Below are 19,625 nucleotides of genomic sequence, written 5' to 3' on the forward strand. Positions count from 1 at the left end.
ATGAGGGGCACTTCGTGCCCTGGTCAGGATGCACACTTTGGGAGAGGGCCATTGAATCGATGAGCGGGAACGAAGGCGTCATCGACGACAGCCTGACCGTCGGCCGGGATCGCGCCTTCGTCGGGCGGCAGGCAGAACTCGCGCTGTTCAAGGCCGCGTTGGCGCGCGACGCCCGCGCGTGCCCGATCCACTACCTGCACGGGCCGGGCGGTATCGGCAAGTCGATGCTGCTGCGCCGTTTCGCCAGGGAGGCCCACCGGGCGGGCCGGACGGTCGTCGAGGTGGACGGCCGGACCGTCGATCCGACGCCGGAGGGCTTCGCCGCGGCGGCCGGGCCGCAGGTGAGAACGCCGGGAGTGGTGCTGCTCGTGGACACCTTCGAGAAGTGCCAGGGGCTCGAGGGCTGGCTGTGGGAACGCTTCCTGCCGCAACTGCCCGGCGGCGCGATCGTGGTGGTGGCTGGGCGGAATGCCCTCGACCCCCGCTGGACGGCCGATCCGGGGTGGAGCGGACTGCTGCAGGTCTCTTCCCTGCGTAACCTCGCACCCTCGGACGCCGCCGCGTTCCTCACCACGCGCGGCGTGCCGCCCCGCGTCCACACGACGCTGCTGTCGTTCACCGGCGGCAACCCGCTCGCGCTCGCGCTGGCGGCCGCCCTCGTGGTCAAGGACGAGGCGTCCACGTCCGGTTGGCGCCCCGATCAGGACGCTGTCGCCCTGCTCCTGCCCCTCCTCATCGGGGACACGCCGAGCCCTCTGCACCGCCAGGCGCTCGAGATCTGTGCCCACGCCTACGTCACGTCCGAGTCCCTGCTCCGCGCGCTCATGGGCGACGACGCACCGGAGCTGTTCTCCTGGCTGCGCGTCCAGCCGTACGTCGAGACCTCGGCCGCCGGGCTCTTCCCGCACGACGCCGTCCGGGAGTCACTGGAGGCGGACCTGCGGTGGCGCGACCCGGACGGGTTCGCCGCGATGCACGGACAGATGCGCCGGTACTTCCTCTCCCAGGTCCGCTCCGTACCCGAGTCCCGGGTGCTCCAGACTACCGGTGCACTGACCTACCTCTACCGCAGTGACGGTCATATGTCGGAGTTCAACGACTGGCGCGAGGCGGGCCTGTTCCAGGACCAGCCGTACCGTCCAGACCATCGCGACCGCGTCCTGGAGCTGGCGAGCAGGGCCGAGGGCGAGGAATCCGCGGCAGTGGCCGCCGTCTGGCTGGACCGTCGGCCCGAGGCGTTCCGCGTGTACCGGTCGACCCAGACCGGTGAGGTCCTCGCGTTCTCCGCTTGGTTGCGCATCGAGGAGCCGGAAGGCCTGGACGTCGATCCGGTGGTCGCCGCGGCCTGGCGGCACGCGCGGACGAACGGGCCGCTCAGACCGGGCGAGCACCTGGCACTGGCCCGTTTCTCGGTGTATCCCGATGAGTACCAGCTCCCTTCCGCGCCGATGACTTTCATGCAGTGGCGCGCCACATCGGAGTACATCCGCGCAGACCGGCTCACCTGGTCGTACGCCGTGATGCGGGACACCGGGTCCTGGAACGACTACCTACGGGACCTCAACCTGCTGCCCGCCGACGAACGGCCCGCGGTCGGCGACCACCGCTACGCACTGTTCGGCCACGACTGGCGCGCGCAACCGGCCGACGCCTGGCTGCAGGAGAAGAGCGCCGCGATGCTGTCGGGCGCGCCCATGCCCCCTTCGCCGTCGCCCGCGCGCGGCGGGCTGGTCGTGTTGTCACGGCCTGAGTTCGACGCGGCGGTCCGGGAAGCACTGCGCACGTTGCGCAAACCGACGGTGCTCGCCGGCAATCCGCTCAACCGCAGTCGACTGGTCGTCGATGGCCGACGCAGCCTGTCCGAGGTTCTTGCCGCCTCCGCCGAGGCCCTGTTGGACGAGCGCAGTGGCGAGAAGCGTCATCGTGCGGTGACCGCCACGTATTTCAGAGGAGCCCCCACGCAGGAGGCGGCCGCGGAGCGCCTCGGACTGCCGTTCAGCACCTATCGGCGACACCTCGCATCGGGCATCGACAGGATGAGCGACCTGCTGTGGCATCACGAGCTCCAGGGCACCGGCCTGGCGAGCACCGGCGAGGCGGGCCAGTCCGCCTGACCCGGCCACGGTGGAGGCCACTGCGGTACCCGCTGTGCTGCGCTGCGGTGACGGGAGGCCGGTGATCCCGCTCGCCGGTCCTGTCGTCCGTGCCGAGAGGCAAGGTGAGCAGAAAACCGGTCTGTGAAGTGAGCAGCGGATGCCGACATGCTCATGCCCTTGAGTACGGAGAAGGGCTGTGGGATGCATGTTGTGGTGTGCGGTGTGGGTCCTGTGGGCGCAGTGGTCGCCCTGCTGCTCGCGGCAGAAGGACATCGGGTGACGGTTCTCGACCCACGTCCAGCCCTCCCTCCGACGCTGGGGCCGGATTCCCGGGGGCATGGCGACGGGGTGTCCGATCGGCTGTGGGCGGCAGGGGAGCGCCCTCTGGTCCTGCTCGCCGAGGCCATGCGCATGATGTCCGGCGAGCTACCCGCTGTGGCGCGAACTCTGGCCTCGCTGAACGCCGTTGGCCATGGGCGGGATCCTGTCGTGCACCGCACGCTCATCGCCCGCATTCTGAAGGACGAGATGTCCAGGACCGACGGCATCAGGGTCGACCACGGAGTCGGTGTCGCCTCTCTCCTGACAGGCAAGGAGCGTCTGCCCGGCAGGCCGCACGTCCAGGGCGTCCTGACGAACGGAGGTGAGGCCGTGCTCGCCGATCTGATCGTCGACGCGGCGGGCCGAGGCTCGAACATGGTCAGACAGCTGAGCGAGATCGGCGCCCCCCGGCCGCTGGAAGAGCGCCAGGACAGCGGTATGCGCCTGTACACACGGCGCTTCGACTCACTCGAGGCGTGCCCCGGCCGCGCAAGATGGTCCCTGCACCACTTCGACGGCGTCACCGTGGCGTTGGTATCGGCGGGCCGGGGGGCCTGCTCGATGACCCTGGGCATCAGCGACGAAGACCTCCAGCTCTACCCGCTCGCCGGACCGTCCGCGTGGAGCCGGGCGGCAAGACTCTACGAGCCGCTGCTGCCTCCCCTCACGGGGAACCCATCGCCCGGTGTATGGGTCACACCGCGCGTGGAGAGCAGCTACCGGCGGTTCGTCCTTGGCGGGCGACCGGTGGCAACCGGAACGGTGAGCGTCGGCAACGCGTGGGCGGCGACCAATCCCCTGCTCGGTCTGGGGCCGTCCATGGGACTGCTGCACACCGTCCTGCTGAGGGACGCCTTGCGCCAAGGCGGTGTCGAGGACACCGTGGTGCGCTTCGACCGCCTCACGGAGGACCTGCTGTCACCCCTCCACCATCGGATCACCGACTGGGAGGAACGACTCCGGGCGCGAAACGAAGGTGCTTCGGGGAACCTCTCTCCTCCCACTGCGGACCTGGACGAGGTTCTCGGCCGGCAGGACGTCACGCCGGTCACCCCGGTCCTGCTGGCCCGCGACCTGCAGGTCCGGTTCTCAGCGATTTCGGCCGACGCCGCGTCCTCCACCCGGACGGGCCCGACCCGCGCACAACTCGTCGAGGCCCTCGCCCGCCGCAGCACCACATAGGTGCGGACGACGACACCGGCGAGCCGCAGCACTCGGGCGCCGGTCCGAGTCCCGGCGTACCCCGGTCCACGCAGGAACGAGATATGCCACGCAGCCGTTCCGTTGATCAAGTGAAGGATGTCAGTACATGAGGCGGACTTCGGAAACCGGCACACCGATACCCGGCGCCATTGCCGTCTTCCCGCGGTCCGACCGCTGCGAGGACTTCGTACGCGCCGTCTACCACCACCACGCCACCCCCCTTCTGCGTTACGCGGCCCGCCTCCTCAACGGCGACTGGCACAAGGCCGAAGACCTTCTCCAGGAAGTTACCGTCCGCGCCTGGAAGAACTTCACCAGCACCACCGCCACGACCGACCCCGTCTCCATCCGTCCGTGGCTGTTCACCGTCGTACGCAACCTCGCCGTCGACCACCACCGCGCCCGTGCCGTCAGACCCCCCGAAACCCAACCCGCCGATGACCTCAGCCTCCCCCTCGACGACGCCATCGATGCGATCCTCACCACCCAGGTCGTTCTCGACGCGCTCGACCGGCTCGCACCTCCCCATCGCAACGTCATCGCTCTCGTCTACTACCGCGGCTACAGCGTCGCCCAAGCCGCCCGAGTCCTCGGCGTGCCCCCGGGAACCGTCAAATCGCGCAGCCACTACGCCGTGCGCGCACTGCGCGACACCCTCCGCGCAAACGGCATCACCCACTCCTGACGCCGTTCTGTCCGGCGGTGTCGCCGGTCCTGCCGGGGGAGTCACGTGGGGTTTCCTCCGTTGACCGTGGTTCCGTTGAGTTCGCTACGCCACAGCAGATCGATGAGACGCTCGATTCCGCTTGTGAGGTGCCTGCGGTAGGTACTGAACGGCAGTCCGAGTCGCTCGGCGGCAGCCTCTTGGGTCGGGGTGCCCGCGACGTACGTCGTGGTCAGGGCGCGGTGGTGCTTGTCGCCCGAGCGCCCTTCCCGCAGGGCGTCGATGCCGTTGGTGAGCAGCGTGGGCAGAGTCGTGGCGCTCTGGGTCACCACTCGACTGCGATTGAGAGGGTTGCGGGCGAGCACGTCCGGGCGCCGGATCGCACGGAGGGCGTCGCGCACCGCGGTGTCGAACTCCGGCCTGGACAGCACCACAAGTTCTGCGTGCTCCCCGGATGGGGACGATGCGCCGCGTCTCAGCTTGTGGGCCAGGATCGTGTTCGACCTCTCCTCCAGCCATGGCCCTACAGGCTGAGCCCGCCAGTCGTGGCCGAACAAGACGTACGGGTGCGGTCCGACGCGGGGCCGACGGCCGACGGACGGCATCGCGAAGTGGTGCATGTATGCGTCCCAGTGCCCGTCGTCGCGCTTGACGACGAACGTCCAGGCCTGCCGGTCGGCCCGGAAGATCTCCCCCAGCCCGCGCCAGTGCATCAGATCCATCGGCGGCGAGGTGCGCTGGTACACCGGTGGGTGGACGTGGAAGCGGGCCAGAGCCATGTGCTCGCCGAGCCTGAGGGGTGCGGCGGATCGGGCATGTGCCCAGGCCGCGTCGACGATGGGGTCGATGTCGGTGCCCAGCGGCTCTCGCAGGCGCAGCCACGCGAAGAACGCGACGATCTCACCCGTCTGCGTCGAGCGGTAGACGCGGAATGCCTCGGGCTGCTGGTCGAGCCAGAACCGGCAGATGTCCGCAGACGCCTCGCCTTCGGCGGTTTCGGCCAGCTCCAGCACACGCTCGCGGTCCTCCTCCGCGTACGGCTCGTCCTTGACATGGTCCCCGTCGCGCCACTTGTGGAAGTTGGCCGAGGCTTCCTTGCGGTAGAGGTAGATGAGGGGGCTGGTGGCCTGGAGCAACTGCGCTTCGGGAACCGCGCGGACCCGCTCGATGAGGTATTGGTGCACGGCTCTGTGCATGTTGGCGAAGCCGTCTGGGTCCCGCCAGCGCAGATCCGCCTCGAGCGCCTCACGGACCACGTCGTGCGGGAAGAGGCCCGCGTCCGTCGCTTCGATGAAGGGCTGCTGGCGCAGCCAGGCGAACAACTCGGGCGCCTGTTCGCCTACGAGGGCCCGCAGCAGTGATTCCGAGGTGACGTAGGAATGCGCACAGATCTCCAGGGCCCTGCGGTGCGCCGGGGTGGGAATGTCACCGAGCAGCTTGGACAGCAAGGTGGCGATGACGTCCTGACTGGGCTTCCAGCCGGACTTGACGTCTCCCTCTTCCCTGATGGCCACGGCCGCCGCCAGCGAGAGGGCCAGGGGGTTGCCGCCGGTGAAGGACAGCACTGCCTGATGAGCCCCCGTCGGCAGGCCGCGCGCGTGCAGCAACCGGGCAGCGTCGTCGGGGGGCAGGTTCCGCAGGGACGTCACGCGCAGCAGCTGCGACCACCCGGGATCCGAGGTCCAGCGGGCGTCCGGCCCGCGGCGCCCGGCGATCACCACGACGCTGCCCAAGGGGAGGCCAAAGAGGAATTCGTTGCGCAACCAGCCCTCCAGACCCTGGCAGCGTTCGAACGTGTCCACCAGTAGCACCACTCCGGGCTCCGCAGGGATCTCCCCGACAGCCGCAGCGAATCCCTGAGGCGTGGGAGCGACCGTCCGGCCGTCCACCTCGATCACGTGGCGCCCTGCCCGGAGTCCCTCACGAGCCAGCTGGCGTACGAGGGTCGACTTGCCGATTCCGCCCGGCCCGTGCAGGAAGTGAACGGGGCAGGCTCCGGTGTCGCCCGCCAACGCGGACCGGAACAACGCCAGCTCTGCGTTCCGGCCGACGAACGCGCGATCGCGCGCCGCCTTCAGCACATCCCCTAGCGCAGCACGCTGATGCACAGATTCCCCCTCGATGGACCCGCAGCTCAACCGTATGACAGGGTCCGACAGGCCGCCCGGGGTTCACAGGTTACCGGTCAGTAGACCGCCTGTTCCCGGCCCCGGACGCTGCTGTGAAGCGGCGTCACTCCCGCGACCGAGGTGCGGTCGGCGGGTAGCTGCGGGCAGCCCGGCCCGGCCCGGTTCGGCGATCGGCTCGGCCTCGCGGCGATTGCTGAACCGGGGCAACAGCGCGGACGTGGATATCAAGAGACATGCCGGGCCGGCTCTGCGCGGACGTCTGCGGCGTCCTGCACCCGGACGCCGGGCGCCACCAGGGGAGTTGCACAGTGAACCCGTTCTTTACCCCTCGCTCCTGCACCGGGACAGGCAAGAGGCGTTCCAGCCGCGGCCCGGGCAGAGCAGGAGGCATTGTCGCCCTCACCGTCCTTCTCCCGGCCTGCGGAATGCGCACGGCAGACCCGGCAGGGGAGTCCCAGGACGGCTGAGGAAGCCGGCACTGCCGGCTTGAACATAAGGAACGATCTTGAGGGTCACCAGTCCCTCTCGCCGGTGGTGGAGGTAGTGGAGTACGCCGAAGACGTGCCTGATGCGGTGCGGTGAGGGTTCTCGGCTGCGCCGGACGTGGGGTGAACGGCGTCGACAGCCTGTGGGATGAGTGAGTGGATGGGGCCAGGCTGGACGATCTGGCGCGGCGAGTGGAGTTCATCCGCCGGCAGGTGCTGCGGGTCGGCACCCCGGTGCGGCTGATGGGCAGAATCGGGAGCTGGGGCCGATCCCGTAGCGCGCACGGTTTCTTTCGGCGGATGACCGGCAGCGCCGACCGGGACGGTCGAACCCGGGTGTGGTGTACGCGATTGACCGCCTGGCGGAGATCCGCGTCCTTCTTGCCTGCGATCACGCCGCCGGTGGGGCCGGGCGGGTTCGGGCGGTTTGACGACAGGGGGTTCAGCGGGGCGGGCCGACGATGATGTTGCCACCCAGTGCGGCGGCTTCGGCAAGCTTGTCTTTGGTTATCTCGAAGCCATCCGGGCGGGCTTCGTCCTTGGGGACGTCGAATCGTCCGACCGTCAGCTGTCCTTCGGTGGCCTGGCTGTCGAGGAGGATCGTGAACAGTCCGCCGTCGATCCATTCGAGGGTCTGCTGCTGGTCCCGTTGGGCGAGGTAGGGGATGGTCATGGCGGTGTCCTGGGGGTCGGGCCGCAGGCCGCTACACCGATTGGGCGGCGGCCTGCGACGGTGATGCGTGCGGGCTTGGATCTGGGCGGGCATGGTAAGACCGGATGAGGTCGGACATGATGGGCAGGACGGCCTGGCCTGCCGGGCGGACCAGTCGGTGATGGAGGCTCCGGCGTCGGCGACGACCTGGACGCGGTATCCGCAGTGCAGGGCGGTAACCACCGGGTAGACGGTGCACACGTCGGTGGTGACGCCGGCGATGATCAGGCCGCGGCGGCCGGTGGTGGCTTCGACCGCGGCCGCAAGGGCGGGGTCGGCGAGCGCTTCGACCGCGCCCTGTCAGCGGAGGGGGCCGCGTACTCGGCCGGGGCGATGTCGGCGATTCCCGGCAGCAAGGGGCCTTGGGCCGGTCTTTCGCGAGGACGTCAGGAACAGCGGTACGCCAGTGCCTTGGCGGTGCCGGCCAGAGTGAACGAGGCCGTACTCATCGGTGTGCTCCTTCGCTGCTCCGCGCGACCGAAGGAAGCGGGTGGGCCGGTGTCGTCACAGGGAGGCGAGTGCGCGGACGCGGTCGGCGATGACGCGGCGGGCGGCGGCGGAGTCGAAAGCGATGCTTTCGAACTCGTGCGGCACGCCGGGGTGGAGGTGGAACTCGACGGGGACACCGGCCTGGCTCAGGCGCAGGGCGTAGGTGAGGTCTTCGTCCCGGAAGATGTCGAGCTGGCCGACCTCGATGTAGGCGGGCGGGAGGCCGGCGGGGTCGGCGATCCGGGCGGGGGCGGCATGCGCGGCGACATCCGCCCCGCCTGCCCGGTCGCCGAGGAGCGCTTCCCAGCCGGTGCGGTTGTCATCCCAGGACCACAGCACGAACGGCGCGAGCTGCGGGTCGGGGGTCAGGTTGCGATCGTCGAGCATCGGCATGACCAGGATCTGCGTGGCGATCGCCGGGCCCTGGCGGTCGCGGGCGAGGATGGAAACCGCGGCGGCGATGCCACCGCCGGCGCTGTCGCCGAACACCGCGATGCGGGCGGGGTCGACGCCCAGTTCGGTGGCGTGGTCGTGCAGCCAGACCAGGGCGGCGTAAGCGTCCTCGACGGGGGCGGGGTGCGGGTGTTCGGGGGCGAGCCGGTAATCGACGGCGAGGATCGGGGTGCCGCTGGCGGAGACGTAGCGGGAGATCGATCCGTCGAACAGGCCGATGTGGCCCAGGATCATGCCGCCGCCGTGGAGGTAGACCGCGGCCGGGCTTGGCTCGGCGACGGGGTCCTTGTCCGTGCGTGTGTACCAGCGCAGGTCGATCTGGGCGCCGTCGGAGGTGGTCAGGCGGTAGCCGGTGGAGGTGACGTCGTCGGGAGTGGGCTGGGCGGTGTCGGTGTGGCCGATGAGCCCTTCCAGCAGGGCGCGGCGCGCGGCGACGTCGCCGACCGGTGGGGGTGTGGTGGCGGCCATCGCGGCGGCCATCGGGGCGAGCGCTTCGGCGACCTGCGGGTCGAAGGTGAAGGACAAGGCGGAATCTCCTTGGAACGATTGGAAGTACGTGGTGTGGAAGGTGGGTCGGTGAGCCGTCCCGGCCCGTGACCGGGCGGCCGCGGTCAGACGGTGATGACGGTCTTGCCGGGCAGCCGGCCGTCGACGGCCGCGGCGTGGACCGCGGGCAGGTCGGCCAGTGGGCGTCGGTCGGCGATGTGGATGTGCAGGTCGCCTGAGTCGACGAGGGCGACCAGCTCGGCGAGCAGGTCCGCATCGCTGCGGGCGAACACCCGCGCCGTGCGTACCGCGCGCGAGAGGTCCGGGTCGGCGTCGGCGGTCGTGGACACCAGCACGCCACCATCGGACACCAGGCCCACCAACTCTGCGGTCTCGGCCGGTGAGGTCGTCACCAGATTGAGCACCGCATCGAACGTCCCCACCCCGGCCTCGGCGAGGGTGGTGGCGGTGTGGTCGACGATCCGGGCGGCGCCGTAGCCGCGCACCCGGTCGGCGTGGGACGGGCTCGCGGTCGCGGTCACCACGGCCCCGGCCCGCGCGGCGAGCTGGACCACGTACCCGCCGACGGCTCCGCTCGCCCCGTTCACCAGCAAGGACTGGCCTGCGGCGAGCCCGGCGTACTCGAACAGCGCCTCCCACGCGGTCAGTCCGACCGACGGCAGCGCCGCCGCGTCGGCCAGGTCGACCGCCTTCGGCGCCGAAGCCAGCACCGCCGCAGGGGCGACCACGTACTCGGCGGCCGCGCCGGGCGCGTTCATCGGCAGGAAGCCGACCACCGCGTCGCCCACGCCGAACCCCTCGACGCCGTCACCGAGCCCGGCGACCGTCCCGGCCACGTCGATCCCCGGCACGTGCGGAAGGTCCAGCGGGAAGACCTCCTGCAGGTATCCCGCCCGGATCGCCGCGTCGACCGGGTTGAACGTGGTGCCGACCACCTTCACCAGCACCTGCCCCGCGCCCGGCGCCGGACGGTCGGCCTCCTCGACCCGCAGTACCTTGCTGCTGCCGTAGCGCTCGTAGCGCACTGCCTTCATGACTGCCTCCTGAAATTGCTTCGATATCGAAGCGATTGTCTCCACTCTAAACATGCTTCGAGATCGAAGCAATGCCTCGGGGTCGTGTGACCTGCGCCATGCAGGCGAGGAATACGCTTCGATGTCGAAGCGCTTATGATGGACCGATGACTCCCGACAGCACCCCGGACGCCGGCACGCTCCGGCCCGAGCAACTCGGGACGTACTTCGCGCTCATGGAGGCCGTGAGCCTGCTCCAGCGTGCCGTCGCGCAGCAGCTGCAAACGGAAGGCGGCCTCAGCTACGTCCAGTTCCAGCTGCTCGCGCGCCTCGCCGACGCCGGCAAACCGCTGACCATGACCGATCTCGCGGACGGCGTCGTCTACAGCCGCTCCGGGCTCACCCACCAGGCCGGACTCCTGGAGAAAGCCGGTCTGATCACCCGCAAGCCCTCCCCCCAGGACCAGCGCGCCACGATGGTCACCCTCACCGAGGAGGGACTCGCCCAGGTCGGCCGTGTCCTGCCCGGCCACATCGACGTCACCCGGCGCCTGCTCTTCGCCTCCCTCACCGACGACGACGTCGATGCGCTCGGCGGCATCATGACCCGGGTCCGCGACCACATGCGGCAACAACCGGACAGCACCGCCCGCGGCCGACGCACCGCTCCGAGACACCCCCGGGGCGCGGTCCCGTCCGAGTAGCCCACCCCCGGCGGCACTTCGGTCGACGACAGAAGGTGCCCAGCATCCGCACCGTGCCCCACTGAACAGGCTCCTGCCCGGCCTGCCAGGTGGGTCTCAGCCGAGGAGGACCGACGAGACGGAGCCGCCTCGCTGATCGTCGCGCACCGTGGCGAGGATCTCCTCTCGGGTCGGCCCTGGCGCGCTGTAGCGGGGGGCCTTTGCCGAGAGTGTGACGACCCGCTCCACGAGGCCGCTCTTCACAAAGGCCTCGTCCGCGGATGTCAGCATGGAGCCGACGTCACCCATCGCGCGCAGGATCTCAGGGTCCTTCAGAAGGACGGAGTCCACGGCTGTGCGCAATGCCCAGCCCGGATCGTCCGTCTCGTAGCGCTCGCCCCGCATCTCGGCATCGATCTCCGCGATGCGGTGCCGGCTCCAATGGGCGTCTTCCTCCCACATGGCCCCGCACTCGTCGTCGATCTCTCGGCCGACGCGCAGGGCGAGCTCGACGGCATCGGACGTGCCGAGCAGCCGCAGCACGTCACGCAGCAGCACAGCGTGGCGCAGCCCCGTCGTCATGCCCATACCGAACTGCGGGTTGGTCGTCATCCGCGCGTCCCCGATCGCCACGATGCCCGTGGTGATCGGCTGCCCGTCGACGACCAGGCCACGCCGGGTGTTGTGGGTCCCGCCCATGACATGGACATCGGTCAACGGGATGCCGTGGTTCCAAGGGGCGGCCTGGGGGTAGAGCGCGAGCACACGGTTCCACACATCCACGCGACTCAGCGGACGGAGCTCTTGGTCACGGTCCGAGGTGACCAGCGTCGTCGACCAGGTGTCGCCGTCTCCCGGCGCGGTGACGACGGAAATACTGTCGTGATGGGAGAGGGGCCAGGGCCGGGGGGCCGGCACCCCCCGCTCATCTGCGCGGAAGTAGCGCGTGTAGTAGCGGAATCCCGCTTCCTCGCGGACGACTTCGGGCTCGATACCCACCTGCGCGAGCAGGCCGGGCACCTCCGTCCGCCGCCCGGAGGCATCGACGACGAGGTCCGCCTCGATGCGCACTCCGGATTCGGTCATGACGCCGACGATGTGCGGGCGGCCGGACGTCCGGGACTCTCCGACGAGCAGGGACACCACCCTGGTCCCGCCGAGGATGCGCACTCCAGGCGTATCGGTGGCGGTGGCGAGGAGCGCGGCCTCAAGGACCGGGCGCCGGGCAGTGACGGTCTCGAAGCGTTCGTCCCCCGCCTGCCGCGGGCCTGCGCCCGGCACGCTCCAGGCACCGGAGATCATGTTGTAAGTGTTGCCGCCCGCCTCGCGTATGCGGTCGACGGCGGCCGGCAGCTCCTTTTCCAGGAGGAGGAGGCCGGCCGGCATGAGGATGTGCGTGTGCCCGAACTGCTTGACGCCGGGCCGACGCCAGTCGCCGTCGACCGTTGCCTCGACCGTTCGCGCGGCAGTGGGGTCGCGGTCAAGCACGGTGACGACGTGTCCGTCTGCGGCGAGAAGCATCGAGGCGGTGAGGCCGACCGGGCCTGAGCCGATGATTACCACGTTGGCCATTGGAACTCCTTGCGTCGGGGAAGACGCCCACGATCCGCCGGAGGAGTGCTCACCTACCAGCCCGCTTTACTGCTCAGTTGGTTTGGCGGGCACTACGCACGTACTCACGTCGCTCTTCATGGCTTCTGGAGCGTGGTGGCGAGCTCTCGGAGGTACGCCGCGACGGGGCCGCTGGTGAGCAGACCGCTGCCGGCTCCGGCGAGCTCTGCCCCGGCCGGCGAGAGCGCGGTGTGAGCGCGCTCCATCGTGGCCCGGTCCGACACGGCTAGCGCAGCTCGCGCCACCAGGGACCACAGAGCCTCGAACAGCAGGCCCTGGGGAGGATCCGGGAGCCTCCGCAGAACCGCAGTGGCCTCGTCCCCGAGCCCTTGGGCGACCAGGATCAGGGGAGCCACCCATGGCTCGTGTGGTCCCCAGTCGGCCTGTGCGTCGATCTGGGCGTACTGCGCTTCCTGCGTGTACTGTCCGTGCCGCATCCGCAAGCACAGCAGGGCCAGTGGCAGAAGCCCGTGTTCCAGGCCGGGCATGCCGACGCCGTCGAGCCGGGCGGCGGCATCCCGATAGGCGGCTTCCGCTTCTGGTTTTGGGCCGGTCGCGGCGCGTCGCAGCGCCTGGTACCACTGGGTGAACACTCCCGCCAGTGGCAGCTCGTTCCGCTCGGCCAGGCGGTCCACAGCGGTCGCGTGCCGATCCGCTCCCGGGAAGTCGGCCAGGGCGCTGCGCGCCTGGAGGCGTATGAGGTGCCCGAGCACCTCGTACGTGACCAGCCCGTGCCTCGCGGACAACGTGATCAGTTCCGCGCCGATCCTGTCGCGGCGCGGAGACAGGCCCGCCCGGTAGAAGGTCTGCATGAATACGCCGTTGAGTGCGAACGCCAGGAGAGCGGGCTCGTTCAGGTGACGGGCGATCTGCTCGGCCTGCCGGGCCGCCTGCAGCCCACGCGCCGAAGCGCTCGCGCGTGACTCCAGGGCGATCGTGGCCAGCAGTCGGGCGCGTGCCACATCGTGTCCGCCCGGTCGAAGGGTCTTCAAGGTGCGCTCCGCCGCGGCCACGACTCCCGCCGCATGCCGGGGGTCGTCGACCCGTGTCCAGATGGCCGGAACGTCGTAGGCGCCGATCACGCGTGCGGTCAGGTCCGAGTCCCCCAGCTCTTCGGCCGCCGCGATGACGGCCGAGCGGTGCCGACGGGCGACTTCCAGGCCGCCGCCACCCGTCACGGCGAGATCGCGCAGCAGGCCGACGGTCGACTCCAGCCGTGCCCGGGCGCCGGATGCCAGCGTGCGATCGTAGGCGGCCGATGCCTCCGCCCATACGGTGTCCGCCGAGGAGGCCGGCCCGGGAGCCGGGTCGAGGTGGTGCTCCTGGGCGAGGATGTCCGCCTCCAGGCGGCGCAGTCCCGGGCCGGGATCCACCCCCAGTTGCTCGACCAACAAGCTTCGTGCCCGGCGCAGCACCGCGAGCGCGTCGCCCTGGCGGCCCGTGCGGTACAGCGCGAGTGCCAGGAGTCGCCACGCGTCTTCGCGCCAGGGGTGCTCGGCCACGTGCGCATCCAGATCCGGAATCGCGTCCGCGGCACGACCGAGGGCTAAGGGCTGTCCCGTAACTGCTGGTCACGGGTGAGATGATCTTGCCGTGACTGGTGTGATCACGGCGTCGGAGCCCTCCTGGATAGCCCCGTTCAGCGGGCTGAGCCCACGTCAGTTCGGCAAGCTGATCACCGCGCTCCGGCGTGGGTGCAGATCCGGTGCGCAAGGGCCGGCCGTGGAGTCTGCCGCTGGAGGACCGCGTGCTGCTGGTTGCCGCCTACTGGCGGACGAACCTCACCCTGCGCCAACTCGCGCCGCTGTTCGGGGTGTCCAAGTCCGCAGCGGACCGCATCATCGACCATCTCGGGCCGTCGCTCGTCCTCCAGCAACGCAAACGGTTCCGCAAGGACACCGTGCTGATCGTCGACGGCACCCTGGTCCCCACCCGCGACCACAGCATTGCCGAGCAGTCGAAGAACTACCGGTATTCGACCAACCACCAGGTCGTCATCGACGCAGACACCCGGCTGGTCGTCACAGTCGGCCGACCGTTGCCCGGCAACCGCAACGACTGCAAGGCGTGGGAGCTGTCCGGTGCGAAGGCCGCCGTCGGCAAGACCACGGTCATCGCGGACGGCGGCTACCGCGGCACCGGCCTGGTCATCCCGCACCGCCGCGAACCCGGCCAGAGTGAACTCGCGGCCTGGAAAGAGGAACACAACACCTCCCACCGCAAGGTCCGCGCCCGCGTCGAGCACGTCTTCGCCCGGATGAAGACCTGGAAAATCCTCCGCGACTGCCGTCTCAAAGGCGACGGCGTCCACCACGCCATGCTCGGCATCGCACGCCTGCACAACCTCACCCTTGCCGGGTGACGAAGAAACAGGCAGGTCAGCGAACACGCCGTAGATCATTTACGGGACAACGCTTAGGCGGACCTCCGCCTGGCGCTCCAGGGCATGCAGTCTCAGCTCGCCGAGGCGGGAACGCTCCGTGCGGGCCCATGCCTCTTCGGGGAAATCCGCGAGGACGGGGCCCCGCCAGTAGTCCAGAGCCTCCGCGAGCCGGTCGAGCGCCTGCTGCGGCGGCAGTGTGCGGGCGGCGGCGACCGCCTGCTCGAAACACCAGGCGTCGACGGAGCCGGGCTCGACGCGCAGCGCATAGCCAGGACCCTCGGTGACCAGGAGGCGAGCCGGAGTGCGGGGCTGGCGCTGTGGTTCCAGGGCTCGCCGCAGCGCGGAGACGAACGTACGGACAGCACCGACCGCGTCCGTGGGAGGTACCTCCCACAGATCCGCCACCAGGCGGGTGACGGGGACGACCCGGCCCCGGGCGACGATCAGCCGGGCCAGTACGGCGCGGTGCCGCGGGCCCTTCAAGGCGATCGGGCCCCGCTCGTCGTCCCAGGACGTCACCGGCCCGAGTATCCCGAATGTGACGTTCACACCTGATTGCCTTCCCGCTCGCCCTCTGACGCCAAGTTATAGGTCGCTCATTCGATGCTCATCCGCGGCCTCCAGGGTGGAGACACCAGCCCGTCCACGGAAAGAAGCCGACTCATGGCCCCTCCCACCAGCACGTTCGACTACCAGCGGATCGAGGTCGCCGACGGTGTGTGCCTGAACGCGGCCGTCGTCGGCTCGGGGACCCCGATCGTGCTGCTGCACGGTTTCCCGCAGACCCATCTGATGTGGCGGCACGTGGCGGCCGATCTCGCGCAGGACCACACCGTGATCTGCCCCGATCTGCGGGGCTACGGCCACAGTGACAAGCCCGTCGAGACCGACGGCACCGTCTACGCCAAGCGCACCATGGCAGCCGACGTCGTTGCCCTGGTCGGCGCCCTCGGTCATGACCGATTCGCGTTGGCCGGCCATGACCGAGGAGCCCTGGTGGCCTTCCGCGCCGGACTCGACCACCCGAACAAGATCACTCACCTCGCCGGCCTGGACGTGCTGCCTACCCTGGACATGTGGGAGGTGCTGCACGGCGTCAGCGCGGCGGTCGGCTTCCACCTCTACCTGATGGCTCAGCCGCCCGGGCTGCCCGAGCAGATGATCGCGGCGAGCCCGGACGCCTTCTTCGGCCACTTCCTCGACATCTGGACCAACGACCCGCAGGCGATTCCCGCTGACGTCCGCACCTCATACCTGGATGCCTGTCGGGGCGCGGTGCCCTCGATCGTCGCCGACTACCGCGCCTCCGCCGGTATCGACATCGAGCACGACAAGGCGGACCGTGCGGCCGGCAGCCGGCTGACGATGCCGGTCACTGTGCTCCAGCAGGACTGGGGCGCGTTCCTCGGCTTCGACGCGGCTGCCCTGTGGGGCTCCTGGGCGTGCGACCTGGAGCACAGGACGGTCACCTCTGGTCACTTCATGGCCGAGGAGAAGCCTTCTGAGATCGCCGAGGCGCTCCGGACTCTCCTCAGCCGCTGAACGACCGGGTTCGCCGAGCACCCCCATCGGCCTTCGGCCCAGGTCCTCTTTCGGCCGACGGGCGGTCGAGTCGTCGTGGGGCACCGTGCGGCCAATCAGTGAAAGCCACAAGCGGCAGAGCCTTTTGAACCACACCCGGCACCCCTGGGCGGGTCAACCGTACGAAGGGCTCACCGCATCCCGCAGAACAACGTAGGGAGCCTTTTCCAACCTCGGGCTGAGGCGTGGTGAAGGACGACGACGGCTTTCACGATGCCGGTGATCCGGTTGGTGCTGCAGCGGAGCTTGCGGAGCAGGCGTCGGCCCTTCAGGACGGCGATGGCCTGTTCGCCGAGGCACCGGAATTTGACGTGGGTGCTGTTGTGCCGTCGCTTCCAGCGCTTGAGCCGACGGCCCTGGAAAGGTACGCGGACATGGCGGCCGGCCTCTTGGTACGCCTTGTCCGCCCAGCACTTCAGCCCTGCCGCCCGCGAGCGCGTCGATGATGCCGTGTTCACGCGCGGCGGTCAGGTCGTGGGTGGAGCCGGGCAGGGCCGCAAAAGCCCACAGCAGTCGGCCGAACGGATCCGTGACGACCTGGACGTTCATGCCGTGACGCTTGTGTTTCCCCGAGTAATACGGGGTGTCGGCGGCGATCCGGTCGATGGGCAGGAGGGTGCCGTCCAGGATCACGTACGCCGTCGTCCGGACGGTTGTCATGGCCTGGGCCAGGGTCTGCGAGCGGGCGGCAAGCACTTCGACGGCCTCGCGTATGTAGCGGTGGACGGTCGCGATGCCGACCTCGAACCCTGCGGCAAGCTGGGCATACGTGTCGCCGCATCGTAGGTGGGCCAGGCGGGCAGGACCTGATGGCCGACGGGCAGGTGCCGCCGTCGCGTGCCGGTCTCCCGTCGGTGAACGGCCAGCTGCCCGGCCAGGTGCCGCAGCGTCCGGCCGGACAGATCGATCGACGACGGGCAGACAAGTACGCGAAGCTCCTGGCGGACACCGGTGATCTTGGTCGAGAGCCCGTCTACCAGGAGCTTCGTCGTTCCGTACAGTCCATGCCCACCAACACCCCCACGCCACAGCCAGATTGGAAAGGGCTCATTGCTTCCGACCGGGGGCGCGTCGCAGCCCCCGTCCTTCGGCTCCGAGAACGGCACGGACTGCATGTTCTACGAAGTGGGAGCGCGGCGCAGCGCCCGAATCTGCATAGCGCGCCGCCCCGGGCGGTGCGCCGGCGCCCAGCGCGGCCGCGAGAGGTCTGGGCGTGCCCCGCTTGCTCGCACCGTAGCCCTCAAGGCCTCTCGCGATCCGTGTGACCAATCGGAACAATCACGGCGCACTTGAGCAGCTCGCGACCGGACTGAACAAGAAAACGGTCTGGAAAATGAGCAGTTGCCGATCCTATGTTCGCGGTCAGCAGCATGCTCCTACAGCTACAGGAGGGCGGGCGGATTGGCCGCCGCACCATCCTCGCGAACACCACTTCGTGCGCGCTTCACCCCACGCAAGACATCTGGAGTTTCCATGAACATGCCCCGAAGGAACGCAACCACTCGCGCCACGCTCGTCGGGCTGGGCGCCACCCTGGCGGCGTTCTCCCAGGTCGCTCTCGCCTCAACGGCCCACGCAACGGGTACTTGGGACGAGGACCGGGTTCGCGTCCAGTCCGCCCGAGGGGACTGCCTCACCGTTATTGCAAACAACCAGCTCGACACAGAAAGGTGCGACACGGACAACCTCCGCGGGAACTGGCGGATGGTCGACTACTCCGACGCGTTCTTCCTGCTCAAGAACTGGTCCACCGGCAAGTGCCTGGATTCCGAACGGAACGTCTTGGGCGGGAAAGTCTACATGTCGGCCTGCGACCGGAACGACGGAGGTCAGGTGTGGAGGTACTACTGCTTAGAGGGAAGGCTGATGAACCTGGCCTCGACGACCTTCCTGACCCGGTTCGATTCAGGATTCGTCGGCCATCAGCCACGATTGACCTCGGACGTCGGCAAGCAGGTCTGGAACATCGTCCCCCAACCGCACGCCTGCTGAAGGAGCGGCTGGACCCCGCCTCTCCTTGGCCGGTCGGACAGCCGACCGGACATGTCGGTCCGGTCGGTGACCACTGACGTGAAGGGCAAGGTTCACCACCAGGGCCCCGAGTGCGGCGGGACGGCGGCGCTGGGCGGGTGGACGGTGGTCTGGGCTCCACGGCCCGGAAACACCCCGGGCCGTGGAGCCCAGACGCGAGAGCCGTGTCCGGCCGCCGCCCACCTGCCCTCTGCCTGAGACAACCCAGTGTTCCGCTCTGCCCATGCCCTACGGGACCGGCCCCCGGCTATTGATCAGAAACTCATGGGGTTCTCGTTCAGGACGTAGCGGACGTGCGGGCCGCCGAAGTAGCCGCGGACGATGTGAGACTGGCGCTGGCGTCTGTGGAAGAAGCGGCGGGTCTCCGCGGCGAGTTCGGCCTGGTCGCGGGCGCGGTGCTGTTTGGGCAGGCTGTGTTTGAGGTCGGCGTTGACCAACTCGTCGGGGTTCAGCTCGGGCAAGTACGGCGGCAGGAAGTGCAGCTCGACGGCGTCGGGGTGGGTGGCGAGCCAATCGTGGACCTTCTTGGAACGGTGGGCGGAGTTCCCGTCGACCACGAGGTGGACCTTGTGGTCGAAGTGGCCGGCGAGCCGTTCCAGGAAGCGGCACATCACCTCGGCGGTGAAGAAGACCATGAAGTACATCCGGCCCTTGGTGCTGATCGCCGACATCGCGTTCACTGAGAACCGGTTCCCGGTCCGCCGCACCACGGGGGTTTTGCCCTTCTCGCCCCAGGTGCGGCCGGTGACCTGGTCGGACGCCGGACGGCATCCGGGTCCTGCTCGACGGCCCTTTGTCCGGGCGCTGGAAGGACAACCCCCACCGCTTCAGGTACTTGCCCACCCCCGGCTCGGTCAGCCGCACCCGGTACAGCTTCGCGATCAGCTCACCCACCAGCCGCCGTGTCCACAACTGCCCGGAAAGCCCCACGTCACAGGGCCGGTGATCGAGGACCGCCTGCCGCACAGCGCCCTGCTCGGCCTCCCCGAGCACCTGGTGCACCCCGACCGGCCTGCCCCGCGGCTGCATGACCAGCGCGTCCCGGCCGCCGGCCTGCCACTTCGCCCACCACGCGTCGACCGCCTTCAGCGACACCCCGAAGACCGCCGCCACGTCCTCATGGTGTCCCGCCCCGCCACCAGTGCGGCCACCGCCCGCAGCCGCCGGGCCTCCTGCGCCGACGGCGACAGATGCCGCGCGTCCCCCACCAGATCGCTCACACCCCACCAACGACCCAGAACCCAAGCCGTTTCTGATCAATAGC

11 protein-coding genes and 7 pseudogenes are annotated in these 19,625 nt (G+C 69.5%); 7 read left to right on the forward strand and 11 right to left on the reverse strand.

The genetic code is table 11. The features are described from left to right. Positions 1-59 precede the first annotated feature (59 nt). From ACX28W_RS27955 to ACX28W_RS27965, 3 genes are all read left to right on the forward strand, one after another. Positions 60-2,114 carry an ATP-binding protein gene (locus ACX28W_RS27955; protein WP_459002365.1) on the forward strand — a complete coding sequence of 685 codons (2,055 nt, stop codon included), beginning with the start codon at positions 60-62 and terminating at the stop codon, positions 2,112-2,114. 330 nt (positions 2,115-2,444) lie between these two features. Continuing rightward, entirely contained in the window at positions 2,445-3,599 is a 1,155-nt protein-coding gene (locus ACX28W_RS27960; RefSeq protein WP_459002367.1) for a hypothetical protein, read from the forward strand. Positions 3,600-3,726: 127 nt separating this feature from the next. Beyond that, positions 3,727-4,305, forward strand: a complete 579-nt coding sequence (locus ACX28W_RS27965; RefSeq protein WP_459002369.1) for a sigma-70 family RNA polymerase sigma factor — start codon at positions 3,727-3,729, stop codon at positions 4,303-4,305. Between the two features lie 41 nt (positions 4,306-4,346). Here the strand turns inward: ACX28W_RS27965 and ACX28W_RS27970 are convergent, their stop codons facing one another. From ACX28W_RS27970 to ACX28W_RS27990, 5 genes and pseudogenes are all read right to left on the reverse strand, one after another. Next, on the reverse strand, positions 4,347-6,392 hold the full coding sequence (locus ACX28W_RS27970) for an ATP-binding protein (protein WP_459002371.1): 2,046 nt from the start codon (positions 6,390-6,392) through the stop codon (positions 4,347-4,349). A gap of 948 nt (positions 6,393-7,340) precedes the next feature. Beyond that, a complete protein-coding gene (locus ACX28W_RS27975) occupies positions 7,341-7,571 on the reverse strand; it encodes a hypothetical protein (protein WP_459002373.1) in 231 nt (76 codons plus the stop codon). Positions 7,572-7,736: 165 nt separating this feature from the next. Further along, positions 7,737-7,883, reverse strand: a pseudogene (locus ACX28W_RS27980) (isochorismatase family protein); the annotation flags it as partial. 231 nt (positions 7,884-8,114) lie between these two features. After that, a complete protein-coding gene (locus ACX28W_RS27985; RefSeq protein WP_459002375.1) occupies positions 8,115-9,077 on the reverse strand; it encodes an alpha/beta hydrolase in 963 nt (320 codons plus the stop codon). Between the two features lie 86 nt (positions 9,078-9,163). Further along, positions 9,164-10,093, reverse strand: a complete 930-nt coding sequence (locus tag ACX28W_RS27990) for an NADP-dependent oxidoreductase (protein ID WP_459002377.1) — start codon at positions 10,091-10,093, stop codon at positions 9,164-9,166. A 146-nt stretch (positions 10,094-10,239) separates the two neighbouring features. Here ACX28W_RS27990 and ACX28W_RS27995 point away from each other — a divergent pair, with 146 nt between their 5' ends. Further along, positions 10,240-10,776 (forward strand): MarR family winged helix-turn-helix transcriptional regulator, encoded by a 537-nt coding sequence (locus tag ACX28W_RS27995; protein WP_459002378.1) that lies wholly within the window; start codon positions 10,240-10,242, stop codon positions 10,774-10,776. A gap of 96 nt (positions 10,777-10,872) precedes the next feature. Here ACX28W_RS27995 and ACX28W_RS28000 read toward each other — a convergent pair whose 3' ends face one another. Both ACX28W_RS28000 and ACX28W_RS28005 read right to left on the reverse strand, forming a co-directional pair. Further along, complete coding sequence (locus tag ACX28W_RS28000; protein WP_459002441.1) at positions 10,873-12,387, reverse strand: FAD-dependent oxidoreductase; 1,515 nt, start codon at positions 12,385-12,387, stop codon at positions 10,873-10,875. Between the two features lie 56 nt (positions 12,388-12,443). Continuing rightward, positions 12,444-13,916 (reverse strand): annotated as a pseudogene (locus ACX28W_RS28005) (BTAD domain-containing putative transcriptional regulator); the annotation flags it as partial. A gap of 43 nt (positions 13,917-13,959) precedes the next feature. Here ACX28W_RS28005 and ACX28W_RS28010 point away from each other — a divergent pair. Beyond that, positions 13,960-14,728, forward strand: a pseudogene (locus tag ACX28W_RS28010) (transposase). A gap of 48 nt (positions 14,729-14,776) precedes the next feature. On the opposite strand, the pseudogene ACX28W_RS28015 reads toward ACX28W_RS28010, so the two are convergent. Then, positions 14,777-15,298 (reverse strand): annotated as a pseudogene (locus ACX28W_RS28015) (AfsR/SARP family transcriptional regulator); the annotation flags it as partial. A 114-nt stretch (positions 15,299-15,412) separates the two neighbouring features. Here ACX28W_RS28015 and ACX28W_RS28020 point away from each other — a divergent pair. Next, complete coding sequence (locus tag ACX28W_RS28020; protein ID WP_459002380.1) at positions 15,413-16,291, forward strand: alpha/beta fold hydrolase; 879 nt, start codon at positions 15,413-15,415, stop codon at positions 16,289-16,291. A gap of 170 nt (positions 16,292-16,461) precedes the next feature. Here ACX28W_RS28020 and ACX28W_RS28025 read toward each other — a convergent pair. Continuing rightward, positions 16,462-17,286, reverse strand: a pseudogene (locus tag ACX28W_RS28025) (transposase family protein). Between the two features lie 517 nt (positions 17,287-17,803). On the opposite strand from ACX28W_RS28025, the gene ACX28W_RS28030 reads away from it, so the two are divergent. Beyond that, a complete protein-coding gene (locus tag ACX28W_RS28030) occupies positions 17,804-18,322 on the forward strand; it encodes a ricin-type beta-trefoil lectin domain protein (RefSeq protein ID WP_459002381.1) in 519 nt (172 codons plus the stop codon). 293 nt (positions 18,323-18,615) lie between these two features. Here ACX28W_RS28030 and ACX28W_RS28035 read toward each other — a convergent pair. Both ACX28W_RS28035 and ACX28W_RS28040 read right to left on the reverse strand, forming a co-directional pair. Next, positions 18,616-19,107, reverse strand: a pseudogene (locus ACX28W_RS28035) (IS630 family transposase); the annotation flags it as partial. A 106-nt stretch (positions 19,108-19,213) separates the two neighbouring features. Then, a pseudogene (locus ACX28W_RS28040) lies at positions 19,214-19,588 on the reverse strand (helix-turn-helix domain-containing protein); the annotation flags it as partial. Positions 19,589-19,625: the final 37 nt, after the last annotated feature.

The sequence above is a fragment of the Streptomyces sp. SD15 genome (assembly GCF_054462255.1).

Bases quoted from the DNA above. Each gene is read 5' to 3' on its own strand.
- ACX28W_RS27955 (WP_459002365.1), top strand. From the start codon at position 60: ATGAGCGGGAACGAAGGCGTCATCGACGACAGCCTGACCGTCGGCCGG.
- ACX28W_RS27965 (WP_459002369.1), top strand. From the start codon at position 3,727: ATGAGGCGGACTTCGGAAACCGGCACACCGATACCCGGCGCCATTGCC.
- ACX28W_RS27975 (WP_459002373.1), bottom strand. From the start codon at position 7,571: ATGACCATCCCCTACCTCGCCCAACGGGACCAGCAGCAGACCCTCGAA.
- ACX28W_RS27990 (WP_459002377.1), bottom strand. From the start codon at position 10,093: ATGAAGGCAGTGCGCTACGAGCGCTACGGCAGCAGCAAGGTACTGCGG.
- ACX28W_RS27995 (WP_459002378.1), top strand. From the start codon at position 10,240: ATGACTCCCGACAGCACCCCGGACGCCGGCACGCTCCGGCCCGAGCAA.
- ACX28W_RS28020 (WP_459002380.1), top strand. From the start codon at position 15,413: ATGGCCCCTCCCACCAGCACGTTCGACTACCAGCGGATCGAGGTCGCC.
- ACX28W_RS28030 (WP_459002381.1), top strand. From the start codon at position 17,804: ATGAACATGCCCCGAAGGAACGCAACCACTCGCGCCACGCTCGTCGGG.